Genomic DNA, 13921 nt, shown 5'->3' with positions numbered 1-13921 from the left:
TAAAATTTGAGTCAACCGCTATTTTTTGCAAAAAAAAGTAGACAAGTGCGAATGAGAATGATTATTATTGCTCTGCGTTCAGGAAGACCTCTACGGGAACCTGAAAGCACGACATTGCTCACATTGCTTCCAGTATTACTTTAGCCAGCTTCGAGCTGGCTTTTTTTTTGTTATGGTTAGACTCAGTAACCTTCCAAAAGGACTGAGCCATGACACTACATTGCGCATTTATTGGATTTGGTAAAAGCACCACCCGCTACCACCTGCCGTATGTTCTCAACCGTAAAGACAGCTGGCATGTGGCCCATATCTACCGCCGCCGCGCGAAGCCGGAAGAGCAATCCCCGCAGTATTCCCACATCCATTTCACCAGCGATCTTGATGAGGTACTTAACGACCCTCAGGTCAAACTGGTTGTTGTCTGCACCCACGCCGACAGCCATTTTGACTACGCGAAACGCGCGCTGGAAGCGGGTAAAAACGTGCTGGTGGAAAAGCCGTTCACCCCAACTATCGCCGAAGCAAAAGAGCTGTTCGCGCTGGCGAAAAGTAAAGGCCTGACCGTTACGCCGTATCAGAACCGTCGCTTTGACAGCTGCTTCCTGACGGCGAAAAAAGCGATTGAAAGCGGCAAGCTTGGCGACATCGTGGAAATAGAAAGCCACTTCGATTACTACCGTCCGGTGGCGGAGACCCAGCCCGGCCTGCCGCAGGACGGCTCTTTCTATGGTCTGGGCGTGCATACCATGGACCAGATCATCTCCCTGTTTGGACGCCCGGACCACGTGGCGTATGACATTCGCAGCCTGCGTAATAAAGCCAACCCGGACGACACCTTTGAAGCGCAGCTGTTCTACGGCGACCTGAAAGCCATCGTCAAAACCAGCCATCTGGTGAAAATCGACTATCCGAAATTTATCGTTCACGGCACCCGAGGCTCGTTCATCAAGTACGGTATTGACCAGCAGGAGACCAGCCTGAAGGCCAATATCATGCCGGGCGAACCGGGTTTTGCGGCGGATGATTCCGTGGGCGTGCTGGAGTACGTGAACGACGAGGGCCTGACGGTCAGGGAAGAGCTGAAACCGGAAACGGGCGACTATGGCCGCGTGTACGATGCGCTGTATGAAACCCTCACAGCCGGCGCGCCGAATTACGTCAAGGAATCTGACGTTCTGACCAACCTGGAAATCCTTGAGCGGGCCTTCGAGCAGGCCTCTCCTGCCACGGTAACCCTCGCGAAATAAGCAAAAACGGCTCCTCTGCGCTTGTTCATAATTTTTGAACAGAGGAGTCAATTTTCACCCTCTATGATCCCAGGCGGTTTGCGTCCACACTTACTCCATCGAAACGAACTGAGGGTGAAACAATGATCTACTTACGCAAAGCAAACGAACGTGGTCACGCGAATCATGGCTGGCTGGACTCATGGCATTCATTCTCGTTTGCCGACTACTACGACCCAAACTTCATGGGCTTCTCCGCACTGCGCGTGATTAACGACGACGTGATTGATGCAGGCCAGGGCTTCGGTACCCACCCGCACAAAGACATGGAAATCCTGACCTATGTGCTTGAAGGGGCGGTTGAGCACCAGGACAGCATGGGCAACAAAGAGCAGGTTCCGGCGGGCGAGTTCCAGATTATGAGCGCGGGTACCGGGGTGCGTCACTCCGAGTACAACCCGAGCAAAACGGAAAAACTGCACCTGTATCAAATCTGGATCATTCCAGAAGAAACCGGCATCACGCCGCGCTACGAGCAGCGCCGCTTCGACGCGAAACAGGGCAAACAGCTGGTGCTCTCCCCGGATGCGCGTGAAGGTTCCCTGAAGGTGCATCAGGATATGGAGCTGTATCGCTGGGCGCTGGCAAAAGACGAACAGTCTGTGCACCAGATTGCCGCCAACCGCCGCGTCTGGATCCAGGTGGTGAAAGGTGAAGTGTCCATCAACGGCACCAAAGCCACCACCGCCGATGGTCTGGCCGTCTGGGATGAGCAGGCGCTCTCCGTGCACGCCGACAGTGAAAGTGAAATCCTGCTGTTTGACCTGCCGCCGGTCTAAATAATTTCTCAACCTTCCCTTTAAACGGGGAAGGTTGAGCTTTGTCCGTGATAAACTGAGCAAATCTCTCACTTCAAGATTTCTCAGGACGATGAAAAAGAAACGCCCCGTACTTCAGGATGTCGCCGATCGCGTCGGTGTGACCAAAATGACGGTCAGCCGTTTTTTACGTAACCCGGAACAGGTTTCCGTGGCGTTGCGTGGCAAGATTGCCGCCGCCCTTGATGAACTGGGTTATATCCCCAACCGCGCGCCCGATATTCTCTCCAATGCGACCAGCCGTGCGGTGGGCGTCCTGCTTCCATCCTTGACCAACCAGGTTTTCGCCGAAGTACTGCGGGGAATTGAAAGCGTCACTGATGCTTTTGGCTACCAGACCATGCTCGCCCACTATGGGTACAAGCCGGAACTGGAAGAGGAACGTCTTGAATCCATGCTTTCCTGGAACATTGACGGCCTGATTTTAACCGAACGTACCCACACTGCCCGCACGCTCAAAATGATTGAAGTGGCCGGTATTCCGGTGGTGGAGCTGATGGACAGCCAGTCGCCGTGCCTCGATATCGCCGTTGGGTTCGATAACTTCGAAGCGGCGCGCCAGATGACGGCGGCCATCATCGCCCGCGGGCATCGTCATATCGCCTATCTGGGTGCGCGTCTTGATGAACGTACTATCATCAAACAGAAGGGATACGAGCAGGCGATGCTCGACGCCAACTTAACCCCCTACAGCGTGATGGTGGAGCAGTCCTCTTCCTACACGTCGGGTATTGAGCTGATGCGTCAGGCGCGACGCGAGTATCCGCAACTGGACGGTATTTTCTGTACCAATGATGACCTTGCGGTCGGCGCGGCATTTGAGTGTCAGCGTCTGGGGCTGAAGATCCCGGATGATATGGCGATCGCCGGTTTCCACGGCCACGACATCGGCCAGGTGATGGAGCCGCGTCTGGCGAGCGTCCTGACTCCGCGTGAACGTATGGGCCGTATTGGCGCAGAACGCCTGCTGGCGCGCATTCGTGGTGAGACGGTGACTCCAAAAATGTTAGATTTAGGTTTCACCTTGTCACCGGGTGGATCTATTTGAACTGACAAATTTGAACTAGCTCACACTTATTCACTTCGCGCACGTTTGGATATTGCTTCTCTTTTGCCCCGGCAGGACAATGTTACCGATAACTGTTACCCGTAACAATTGACTGAGGGACACCCTTTGAGCACGACTAATCACGATCACCACGTCTACGTCCTGATGGGCGTTTCCGGTAGCGGGAAATCAGCCGTAGCCAGCGAAGTGGCGCATCAACTCCAGGCTGCGTTCCTTGATGGCGACTTCCTCCATCCGCGCAGCAACATCATGAAAATGGCCTCCGGCGAGCCGCTGAACGACGACGACCGCAAACCGTGGTTGCAGGCGCTGAATGACGCCGCGTTCGCTATGCAGCGTACCAACAAAGTCTCCCTGATCGTCTGCTCCGCGCTGAAAAAAACCTACCGCGACCTGCTGCGCGACGGCAACCCGAATCTCTCTTTCATCTACCTGAAAGGGGATTTCGAGGTGATTGAAAGCCGTCTGAAGGCGCGTAAAGGTCACTTCTTCAAAACCCAGATGCTGGTGACGCAGTTCGAAGCGCTGCAGGAGCCGGGTGAAGATGAGAAAGACGTCTTAGTGGTTGATATCGATCAGTCACTGGAAGGTGTTGTTGCCAGCACCATCGAGGTCATTAATAAAAGGCAGTAAGTTTTGAGTACATTAACGCTAGTTTTGACAGCAGTGGGTTCCGTATTGCTGCTGCTGTTTTTGGTGATGAAGGCGCGTATGCATGCCTTTGTTGCTTTGATGGTGGTTTCTATAGGTGCAGGTCTCTTTTCCGGTATGCCGCTCGACAAGATCGCCGCGACGATGGAAAAAGGGATGGGCGGTACGCTGGGCTTCCTGGCGATTGTGGTCGCCCTTGGCGCGATGTTTGGCAAGATTTTGCACGAGACGGGCGCGGTCGACCAGATTGCCGTCAAGATGCTGAAATCCTTCGGCCACAGCCGTGCGCACTACGCGATTGGTCTGGCTGGCCTGATTTGCGCGCTGCCGCTGTTCTTCGAAGTGGCCGTTGTGCTGCTGATAAGCGTCGCGTTCTCCATGGCGCGCCATACCGGCACTAACCTCGTGAAGCTGGTTATTCCGCTGTTTGCGGGCGTGGCGGCCGCCGCAGCGTTTCTGCTGCCGGGGCCTGCGCCGATGCTGCTGGCGTCCCAAATGCACGCTGATTTTGGCTGGATGATCCTGATTGGCCTGTGCGCGGCAATCCCGGGGATGATTATTGCCGGTCCGCTGTGGGGCAACTTCATCAGCCGCTACGTTGAGCTGCACATTCCCGACGACATCACCGAGCCGCACCTCGGCGAAGGCAAAATGCCGTCCTTCGGCTTCAGCCTGTCGCTGATCCTGCTGCCGCTGGTTCTCGTGGGTCTGAAAACCATTGCCGCGCGCTTTGTGCCGGTGGGCTCCAGCGCCTATGAATGGTTTGAGTTCATCGGCCACCCGTTCACGGCGATCCTGGTCGCGTGTCTGGTGGCGATTTACGGCCTGGCGATGCGCCAGGGGATGCCGAAAGACCGCGTGATGGAGATCTGCGGTGCCGCGCTGCAGCCTGCGGGTATTATCCTGCTGGTGATCGGTGCAGGCGGCGTGTTCAAGCAGGTGCTGGTGGATTCTGGCGTAGGTCCGGCTCTGGGCGAAGCGCTGACCGGGATGGGCCTGCCGATTGCGGTAACCTGCTTCGTACTGGCCGCGGCGGTGCGTATCATCCAGGGTTCCGCAACCGTGGCGTGTTTAACCGCCGTGGGTCTGGTGATGCCGGTGATTGAACAGTTGAACTACTCCGGTGCGCAGATGGCGGCGCTGTCTATCTGTATCGCGGGCGGTTCAATTGTGGTCTCTCACGTTAACGACGCGGGCTTCTGGCTGTTCGGTAAATTTACCGGTGCCACCGAAGCGCAAACCCTGAAAACCTGGACGCTGATGGAAACCATCCTCGGCACGACGGGGGCGATTGTTGGGATGATTGCCTTTACGCTGCTCAGCTAAATGCGGTGATATAACAAGGCTAAAAATAAGGCCCGGTAGCGTAAGCGCTTACCGGGCCTTTTTATTATCCAGGACATCAGGCCGGGCCATAACCCGGCATTGCGTTACTCGCCCTGCGTCGCGCTCTCAATCGTCAAACGCACATCCGAGGTGATCAGCTCTGCCAGCATCTGGTACACCTTCAGCGTCTCTTCCGGCTCGGCATCACCCGTATCACTGATAAAGCCTTCGTCACGCAGCGTCAGCACCAGGGAACTGAAGACCGCTTTGTCGAAGAATTCAGGGGCGTTAATGCCGTGCAGAACGGACAGGCGCTGTGCCAGCGTCCGGCTCTCTTTCTCCAGCGTACCGCGGTTGATAGACGGGTTCGCACTCAGCAGCCAGAACGTAATGGCGTAGCGCTGCAGCGTTTCGCGCGCACCGGCCGCCAGCAGCTGCAGGGTACGGGAGCGTGATGGATTGATGTGCAGCTCATCGTTTGAGACGGTGATCAGCCCCTGACGACGCAGCTCTTCCGTCAGTTTGTCCAGCTCACCCGCCAACTCATCTTTGCTCCAGCGCAGGAACAGCTCCGCTTTCAGCATCGGGTAGAGCGTCTCAACGTGACGCAAGAGTTCCTGACGCGAGATGCGGCGATGCTGGGTGATGATAGCTGCCATGAGCGACGGCAGCATTAGCATATGGGTGATGTTGTTGCGGTAGTAGGTCATCAGCACTGCCTGCTCGCGCGGCAGAATGATGATGTCGCCGATCGTGTCCTTTTCGACTTCAAACTTGTTCATCTGCAACGCGTGATCGATAAGCTCACTGGCGGTAGCAGAAGGCACGGTTGAATCAACGGAATACGGCACGTTTCGCATCATGTCCAGATAGCAATCCAGCTGCTCCGTGAGCTGTTCACGGGTCAGCGAGCGCTGACGCGAAGCCAGAAGCGCCGTACAGCACAGGTTCATGGCGTTAGCCGCACCGGCGTTGTTAATGCGCACCATCAGCTCGGACGCGATGCCGTTGACCGTTGGCGTCAGCCAGGCCGGACGAATCGCTTCAATAGGATCGATGGATTCGCGCCACTCGGGAACGTGATGGTTCAGGTATGTCATCAGCGGCATCGGTTCGCCGAAGTTCACGTAGCCCTGACCGAGATTGCGTAGCTTGCTCAAGCCGCGCAGCATCTGCGGCAGGCTCTCTTTCTCTTTGGTCGCACCGCGCAGCTCTTTGGCGTACGTGCCCACTTCCATCACGTGCTCATAGCCAATATAGATAGGCACCAGCGTGATTGGACGGGTTCCTCCGCGCAGCATCGCCTGAATGGTCATCGACAGCGTGCCGGTCTTCGGATCGAGCAGACGTCCGGTACGGGAACGACCGCCCTCGACGAAGTACTCCACGGAATAGCCGCGGCTGAACAGCTCGCCCAGATACTCCCGGAACACGGTGGAGTAGAGCTTGTTGCCCTTGAAGGTACGACGGATAAAGAAGGCGCCCAGGCGGCGGAAAATCGGACCTGCTGGCCAGAAATTCAGGTTGATACCGGCAGCAATGTGCGGTGGTACCAGCCCCTGGTGATAGAGCACGTAGGAAAGAAGCAGGTAGTCCATGTGGCTGCGGTGGCAGGGAACATAGACAATCTCATGGCCATCATGCGCCAGCTGACGTACACGCTCGGCGTTATGAACGTTGATGCCCTGGTAGAGACGGTTCCAGGTAAAGCCGAGAATACGATCGGACAGGCGAATCATCTCGTAAGAGAAGTTCGCTGCAATCTCTTCCATCAGCGCAATGGCGTTCTGCTGGGCTTTCTCATGCGATATTTTCTTGCTGCGCGCTTCGTCTTCAACCGCACGGGCGATCGCTTTGGAGGCCAACAGCTTGTTGAACAGATCCTGACGCGCCGGGAGACGCGGCCCTACGGCAGCCAGGCGCTGACGAGCGAAGTGCATACGCGCCACGCGCGCCAGTTTTTGCGCGATGATCTTGTCGGTGCCGTGCTCGTCCGCCATTCGACGCAGCGAAACGGAAGGGGAGAAACGCACAAAGCTGTCGCGTCCCAGCCAGGAGACCGCGAAGAACTTCTGGATGCCGTTAAGCATGCGCAGCGGCGGGTTCTCTTCACCTTTTTCACGGCCCGGACGACGGCCAAACATCACCGATACCGGCACCATCTGCACATCCAGATCGGGGTTGCTGCGATGCAGGTCGAGATAGTCATGGAACAGCTTGATGGACTCTTCTTTTGGCGTGTAGTAGGTAAACACGCGCGGCCCGCCGTGAATGAACACGTAGCGCGGCAGCAAAGTGCCGTCAACTTCAAGCGGTTCAAGCGGGTCAGGTAAGTCATGCGCCAGACACTGGGCGCGAAGCGTCAGTAAGTCTGCCTTCGAGTTATAAGGCAAAACGTACATAATAGGACGCGACGTATCGAGCCCCAATTCCAGCGCGGGTTCTGCTGGGATAGACTTGCTTTTTACCAGGATGCTTAATGGTAAATTAAGTAATTTGTAGTAAATTCGTGGCCAGCCGGACATAAACGATGTAAAGCCTCTGGTTAATAATGCAATTGCGGCGCAAGGATAACAGAAAGCGCGCAAAATTTCTGTTGTTACCCGTCATACTTCAGGCTGTAGCGAAACGCGCTACAGTTCCTGTTACTGACGCTTTTTTTCTTAAAAGGTTCTTTTAATGGCCAATAATACCACTGGGTTAACGCGTATCATCAAAGCCGCTGGCTATTCATGGAAAGGGTTCCGGGCTGCGTGGATCAACGAAGCCGCCTTTCGCCAGGAGGGCGTCGCCGCTATCATCGCGGTGATTATCGCCTGTTTCCTTGATGTTGATGCTATTACCCGCGTACTGCTTATCGGTTCCGTGCTTCTGGTGATGATAGTGGAAATTCTTAATAGCGCTATTGAGGCCGTTGTTGATCGCATTGGTTCAGATTTCCACGAGCTTTCTGGCCGCGCAAAAGACATGGGCTCTGCTGCCGTGTTGCTGGCGATTATCACTGCCGTTATCACCTGGGTCACACTGCTTTGGTCACATTTCCGATGAGCCTCGAGGAATAATTAAGTCCCTGGTTTTTTGTGCAGTTTTTGGTTCCAAAATCGCCTTTGACTGTATATACTCACAGCATAACTGTATATACACCCAGGGGGCGGAATGAAAGCGTTAACGACCAGGCAGCAAGAGGTGTTTGATCTCATCCGGGATCATATCGGCCAGACGGGTATGCCACCCACGCGTGCGGAAATCGCGCAGCGTCTGGGCTTCCGTTCTCCGAATGCTGCCGAAGAGCACCTGAAAGCGCTGGCGCGTAAAGGCGTGATTGAGATTGTTTCCGGCGCGTCACGCGGTATCCGCCTGCTGGTGGAAGAAGAGACGGGCATTCCGCTGGTGGGGCGTGTTGCTGCCGGTGAGCCTTTACTGGCACAGCAGCATATTGAAGGCCACTACCAGGTCGATCCGGCCATGTTTAAACCGAGCGCGGATTTCCTGCTGCGCGTCAGCGGTATGTCGATGAAAGACATCGGCATTCTTGACGGCGATCTGCTTGCGGTGCACAAAACGCAGGATGTGCGTAACGGCCAGGTGGTTGTCGCGCGCATTGATGATGAAGTCACCGTCAAGCGTCTGAAAAAACAAGGTAACACCGTTCAGTTGCTGCCTGAAAACAACGAGTTCTCGCCGATTGTGGTCGATCTCCGCGAACAGAACTTCTCTATCGAAGGACTGGCGGTTGGGGTCATTCGCAACGGTGAATGGCTGTAACCTCTTCCTGTCAGGCTATGGCGCCGCTGTAGCCTGCTTCGTTTCCCACTCCCGGTATTTTTCATGTCACTGCTGACGGCATCCGATAAGGCATTGTGGCGTCTTGCTCTGCCGATGATTTTCTCCAATATTACCGTGCCCTTGCTGGGTCTGGTCGATACTGCCGTTATTGGTCATCTTGATTCCCCGGTTTATCTCGGCGGCGTGGCAATTGGTGCGACGGCAACCAGCTTCTTGTTTATGCTGCTGCTCTTTTTACGCATGAGCACCACCGGACTCACAGCCCAGGCTTATGGTGCAAAAGATCCGCTGCGTCTGGCGCGCGCACTGGTCCAGCCGCTGATCCTTGCGCTTGGTGCGGGGGCGTTAATCGTTTTATTACGTGCGCCCCTGATCGACCTTGCGCTCCATGTTGTTGGCGGCAGCGAGGCGGTACTGGCGCAGGCGCGACGTTTCCTTGAAATCCGCTGGCTCAGCGCGCCCGCCTCGCTGGCTAACCTGGTTCTGCTGGGTTGGCTACTGGGCGTTCAGTATGCCCGTGCGCCAGTCATTTTGCTGGTGGTAGGCAACCTTCTCAACATTGTGCTGGATGTCTGGCTGGTAATGGGCCTGCATATGAATGTTCGGGGCGCGGCGCTGGCGACGGCAATTGCCGAATACGGAACCTTTATTATTGGTCTGTGGATGGTCTGGCGCGTGCTGGCGATGCGCGGCATCTCCCTGGCGCTGCTCAAAACCGCATGGCGCGGCAATATCCGTAAGCTGCTGGCGCTTAATCGTGACATCATGCTGCGCTCGCTGTTGCTTCAGCTTTGCTTCGGCGCGCTGACGGTTTTCGGGGCCCGGCTGGGGCCAGAAATCGTTGCGGTCAACGCGGTATTGATGACGCTACTGACCTTTACCGCCTACGCGCTGGACGGGTTTGCCTATGCGGTAGAAGCGCATTCCGGGCAGGCGTACGGCGCACGCGAAAGCGGGCAGCTTCGGGACGTCTGGCGGGCAGCCTGCCGTCAGTCGGGACTGGTTGCGCTGGCATTCGGTCTGCTTTACGCCTGCTTTGGTGAGCAGATCGTTGCGTTACTTACGTCTATCCCAGCGCTGCGCGAGCTGGCGAGTCACTATCTCATCTGGCAAGTCATCTTACCGGTGGTCGGCGTCTGGTGTTATCTGCTGGACGGCATGTTTATTGGTGCGACGCGCGGCGCGGAAATGCGCAACAGCATGGCGGTCGCGGCGGCAGGGTTTGGTCTGACGCTGCTGACGCTTCCCTGGCTGGGTAATCACGGCTTGTGGCTGGCCCTGGCCGTTTTCCTCTCGCTGCGAGGGATATCGCTGGCGTTTATCTGGCACCGCCACTGGCAAAACAATACCTGGTTTCCCTCGCGCCACGATATATCGTGACGGTTAAAGATTCCGAATATGAAATCAACCACCGAATCCTTAACTACAATAATTATCACGTCCAGCAGAAAAGAACGTAACGGACGTTACGACCCGACGCTTAACTAAGAGGACACGATGATGAATAAAGACGAAATCGGCGGCAACTGGAAGCAGTTCAAAGGTAAAGCGAAAGAACAGTGGGGTAAGCTGACTGATGACGATATGACCGTCATTGAAGGTAAACGCGATCAGCTTGTCGGTAAAATCCAGGAGCGTTACGGCTACGCAAAAGACCAGGCGGAGAAAGAAGTGGGCGACTGGGAAAAACGCAACGACTACCGCTGGTAACCGGGCTATACCCGAAAGTACAAGGAAGTACACCCTGAGGGCGGCCATGTGCCGCCTTTGCTTTTACCGCTAACGCGGTTTTTTCTTCACCAGAATAGAGTGGTCATGCTGGCATGCGTCCTGATGACGACAGGCTTCCACTTCAACGCAGGCAGAGCACAGCCCGTGCGCTTCAATTACATTATGGCGCAGGGCAAAACCCATTTTCGCTGCCAGCGTATGCATAATATCTTCCACACCTTCCGCAGCCTCTTCTTTCACCACGCCACAGCGGTCACAGATAAACATGGCCGATGTATGCGTTGGCTGATCGAAAAGGTGGCATAGCACATAGCTGTTGGTGGATTCAACCTTATGCACGAACCCTTGCTCAAGCAGGAAATCCAGCGCGCGATACACCGTCGGTGGTTTCGCCTGCGGCTCGCTTTCGCGGAGCAGGTCGAGCAGATCGTAAGCGCTGATAGCACCCTGCTGCAGGCTCATTAGGCGTAAGACTTCAAGGCGCTGCGGAGTCAGGCGCACATTGCGTTGCGCACACAGCTTTTCGGCCTGCGCTAACAGCTCTTTTGTGGACTTATCCATGTAGCACCCCGGATGTTATAGGACGGAAAACCCCCACTTTATCATGTTCTGGTAAAAACACCGAGATCCACCAGTCTGTGCTATACCTGACCCATTGCAAACCGGGAAATACACAATGAAAAGACCTGACTGTATTCGGCACTGGCGCGACGTTGAAGGCGCGGATGATTCAACCTATCCAGACAGCGACGAGCTGTTTTCTATCGGCGCTCCGCTGGCCCGCAAGCTCGGGCTCGGGCGCATCGGTATCCATCATGAGCGTTTACCGCCCGGGCGCAGGACGTCCTATCCGCATGCGGAAAGCGATGAAGAAGAGTTCATTTATGTGCTCGAAGGTTATCCAGAAGCGTGGATTAATGGCTATTTATGGAAACTAGAACCGGGCGACAGCGTGGGGTTCCCTGCCGGAACCGGTATCTGCCACACCTTTATCAACAATACGGAGGAAGAGGTGCGTTTGCTGGTCGTGGGCGAGGCCAACAAGAAGCAGAACCGCATCTACTATCCACTCAACCCCGTGTATGCCGCGACCCGTGAGGATCGCTGGGTAGACCATCCCCCCCAGTTTTTTGGACCGCATGATGGAAAACCTGGGAAAAAATAATTTCCTCTTCTATAAATATTGAGGGCCGTCACAAAATATAACAGGCCGTAAGGGAGTTTTACTTAGGGATAGAAATAGCGGGTCTTTTACTACTTATTCACAGCAATAGTTCGTTCCTGTTTGGGTGATAACAGACAGGGGTTATTTCATAACAGACTATAACGGGCATACTGTGAAAAAAATTTTTAAATTTTCGGTGGTTAGCATCGCTGTTTCCTTGTTTATGGCAAATCAGGCGGGAGCAGCCAATACCTGGACAGAAGCACGCAGTGACGCAATGGGTGGCACTGGCGTTGCGGCTGGGAGCTATGGCAGTGCAGTATTGATAAACCCGGCGCTGCTGGCAAAGGCAAAGCCGGATGATGATGTTACGGTTATTCTGCCGTCAATTGGCGCTCAAATTTCGGATAAGGACAATCTGCGCGATAAGATTGATGATATCAGCGACGACGTCAGCAAATATCGCAGCACGCTAGATAATATCAATCTTTTCGATCTCCTCAATCCCGCGAGTCCGGCCTCCCGGAACGTCTCAGCCGCTGCGGGCGATCTTGCTAATCAACTGGATTCTCTGAAAGGAAAAACCGCCAGCGGTAAAGCGGGTGCCGGGATTGCTGTCAGTATTCCTAATGACGTGTTATCCGTAGCATTCGTCGCAAAAGCGAATGCGCGCGCACGCGTGAGTTCCTATATTGATCAGGGCGATATTGACACATTGCGCGGTATTGAGGCCGTTCCAGCCACCGCGTTAGCGGTAAATCCGAATGATTTGAAGTCAAAAGGTTTTGGTCGCGCGGCGATCGTTTCGGACTATGGTGTGGCGGTGGCGCGTCAGTTTGACATTAGCGGTGTACCGGTCTCCGTAGGTATCACGCCAAAGCTGCAAAAAACCTGGCTCTATAACTATACGGTTTCCATCTACAACTTCGACAGCGGCGATATCAATAGTAGTCGCTATCGTAATGATGATACTGGTTTTAACGTTGACGCCGGTCTTGCTGCTGACTTCGGCGATAACTGGACCGTTGGTTTAACCGGACAAAATCTCTTCTCCCGGGATATCGACACGAAGAAAGTGGATGGCGTGCGTGATACTTATCAAATCAGTCCTGTAGTGACCGCCGGTGCCGCATGGCACAACGATCTGGTGACGTTGACCGCCGATGGCGATTTGACGGAAACCAAAGGCTTCAAGAGCGAAGATACGTCGCAGTATGTGGGCGTCGGTGCCGAGGTTACGCCGCTCAGCTGGCTGGCGGTGCGTGCGGGTTATCGCGCGGACGTGAAGGGTAACGACAGCAATGTCTTTACCGGCGGTGTCGGTTTCGCGCCGTTCAGTACCGTTCATGTTGACCTGATGGGCCTGTACGGTGAAGACGAAACCTGGGGCGCAGGGGCTCAGCTGAGCATGACGTTCTAAACACAAAGGGCACCCCGGCTGGTGCCCTTTACACTTATCCGTGTGCTGCTTTAGCCAGCGTATCGTTGATCCATTGATTCACGCTTTTACCTGAAACTTCAGCGGCAATGCTGATCGCTGAATGGACTTCTGGCGAGATGCGCAAACTGATTTTTCCGCTAGCTGGTCGCAGAGGCTCTCGGCCCTGCTCAGCACAATAAGCCAGATAATCATCAACTGCTTCTTCAAACGCTTTACGCAGGGCAGCGACGTTATCAGCATGAAAACCGATAACATCTCTTATGCCAGCAACATGCCCAACGAAGCACAGATCGTCGTCGCTGTAATCTATTTTTGCGGCATAGCCTTTATAAGTCATAGTGTTAATCATGGAGATACCCCTGTTGCGATGAGAAAAGCCATTGCGTCGCGAACCTGATAAACCTTCGCTTCTTTATCCGGATGAGGACGATGAAACGAAGCCACAACTCCATTGATTTCGAATCTTACCCTTGAGCCGTTGCCTTCTGAGGCTTTCGCACCCAATGCGATAAAAAGCGCTTCAATCCTGCGCCATTCCAGGGAACTGGGCGTTGGCACAGAGAAAATCAACTGCAATGTTTTTTGGTGGCGGGCGTTCAATGTTTTCATTTTTAATAGATTCCATGTTGATTTTTTCCTCGCCGCCAA

The 13921-nt window shown here is 54.8% G+C and carries 15 protein-coding genes; 11 read left to right on the top strand and 4 right to left on the bottom strand.

Annotation, left to right across the window (positions count from 1 at the left end; translation table 11 throughout):
• Nucleotides 1–209 precede the first annotated feature (209 nt).
• The 5 genes from N037_RS04985 (at nt 210) to gntU (ending at nt 5150) form a co-directional block, all read left to right on the top strand.
• Nucleotides 210–1247 carry an oxidoreductase gene (locus tag N037_RS04985; RefSeq protein WP_032639456.1) on the top strand — a complete coding sequence of 346 codons (1038 nt, stop codon included), beginning with the start codon at nt 210–212 and terminating at the stop codon, nt 1245–1247.
• A gap of 122 nt (nt 1248–1369) precedes the next feature.
• Entirely contained in the window at nt 1370–2065 is a 696-nt protein-coding gene (locus N037_RS04980; RefSeq protein WP_003861565.1) for a pirin family protein, read from the top strand.
• 91 nt (nt 2066–2156) lie between these two features.
• Complete coding sequence (gene gntR, locus N037_RS04975; RefSeq protein WP_021242747.1) at nt 2157–3152, top strand: gluconate operon transcriptional repressor GntR; 996 nt, start codon at nt 2157–2159, stop codon at nt 3150–3152.
• A gap of 126 nt (nt 3153–3278) precedes the next feature.
• Nucleotides 3279–3806, top strand: a complete 528-nt coding sequence (gene gntK / locus N037_RS04970; protein ID WP_008503362.1) for a gluconokinase — start codon at nt 3279–3281, stop codon at nt 3804–3806.
• Nucleotides 3807–3809: 3 nt separating this feature from the next.
• Complete coding sequence (gene gntU, locus N037_RS04965) at nt 3810–5150, top strand: gluconate transporter (RefSeq protein ID WP_010436459.1); 1341 nt, start codon at nt 3810–3812, stop codon at nt 5148–5150.
• A gap of 104 nt (nt 5151–5254) precedes the next feature.
• Here the strand turns inward: gntU and plsB are convergent, their stop codons facing one another.
• Nucleotides 5255–7675, bottom strand: coding sequence for a glycerol-3-phosphate 1-O-acyltransferase PlsB (plsB, locus tag N037_RS04960; RefSeq protein WP_023334157.1), 2421 nt, complete (start codon nt 7673–7675; stop codon nt 5255–5257).
• A 154-nt stretch (nt 7676–7829) separates the two neighbouring features.
• Between plsB and N037_RS04955 the strand changes: the two genes are divergently transcribed.
• The 4 genes from N037_RS04955 to N037_RS04940 all read left to right on the top strand — a co-directional run bounded on the left by N037_RS04955 (nt 7830) and on the right by N037_RS04940 (nt 10646).
• Complete coding sequence (locus N037_RS04955; protein WP_023334158.1) at nt 7830–8198, top strand: diacylglycerol kinase; 369 nt, start codon at nt 7830–7832, stop codon at nt 8196–8198.
• A gap of 108 nt (nt 8199–8306) precedes the next feature.
• Entirely contained in the window at nt 8307–8915 is a 609-nt protein-coding gene (gene lexA / locus N037_RS04950) for a transcriptional repressor LexA (protein ID WP_023334159.1), read from the top strand.
• A 63-nt stretch (nt 8916–8978) separates the two neighbouring features.
• Nucleotides 8979–10316 (top strand): MATE family efflux transporter DinF, encoded by a 1338-nt coding sequence (gene dinF, locus N037_RS04945; protein WP_032639454.1) that lies wholly within the window; start codon nt 8979–8981, stop codon nt 10314–10316.
• 120 nt (nt 10317–10436) lie between these two features.
• The gene (locus N037_RS04940; protein ID WP_014830284.1) at nt 10437–10646 is read left to right on the top strand and encodes a CsbD family protein; all 210 of its coding nucleotides are present in this window, start codon (nt 10437–10439) and stop codon (nt 10644–10646) included.
• 69 nt (nt 10647–10715) lie between these two features.
• Here the strand turns inward: N037_RS04940 and zur are convergent, their stop codons facing one another.
• On the bottom strand, nt 10716–11228 hold the full coding sequence (gene zur, locus N037_RS04935) for a zinc uptake transcriptional repressor Zur (protein ID WP_008503369.1): 513 nt from the start codon (nt 11226–11228) through the stop codon (nt 10716–10718).
• A 115-nt stretch (nt 11229–11343) separates the two neighbouring features.
• Between zur and N037_RS04930 the strand changes: the two genes are divergently transcribed.
• Nucleotides 11344–11832, top strand: a complete 489-nt coding sequence (locus N037_RS04930; RefSeq protein WP_023334161.1) for a cupin domain-containing protein — start codon at nt 11344–11346, stop codon at nt 11830–11832.
• 172 nt (nt 11833–12004) lie between these two features.
• Nucleotides 12005–13252, top strand: a complete 1248-nt coding sequence (locus N037_RS04925; protein ID WP_032639452.1) for a conjugal transfer protein TraF — start codon at nt 12005–12007, stop codon at nt 13250–13252.
• Between the two features lie 34 nt (nt 13253–13286).
• On the opposite strand, the gene N037_RS04920 is transcribed toward N037_RS04925, so the two are convergent.
• On the bottom strand, nt 13287–13622 hold the full coding sequence (locus N037_RS04920; RefSeq protein ID WP_197278571.1) for a type II toxin-antitoxin system HicB family antitoxin: 336 nt from the start codon (nt 13620–13622) through the stop codon (nt 13287–13289).
• Complete coding sequence (locus tag N037_RS23460) at nt 13619–13882, bottom strand: type II toxin-antitoxin system HicA family toxin (protein ID WP_072163882.1); 264 nt, start codon at nt 13880–13882, stop codon at nt 13619–13621. Before N037_RS23460 ends, N037_RS04920 begins: the two co-directional genes overlap by 4 nt.
• Nucleotides 13883–13921: the final 39 nt, after the last annotated feature.

Origin of the sequence: Enterobacter sp. EGD-HP1 (assembly GCF_000733275.2) — a bacterium.
In the GTDB taxonomy this organism is placed as follows: Bacteria; Pseudomonadota; Gammaproteobacteria; order Enterobacterales; family Enterobacteriaceae; genus Enterobacter.
The sequence above is the reverse complement of the archived record's forward strand: the minus strand, read 5'-3'. Positions and strand labels throughout refer to the sequence as shown.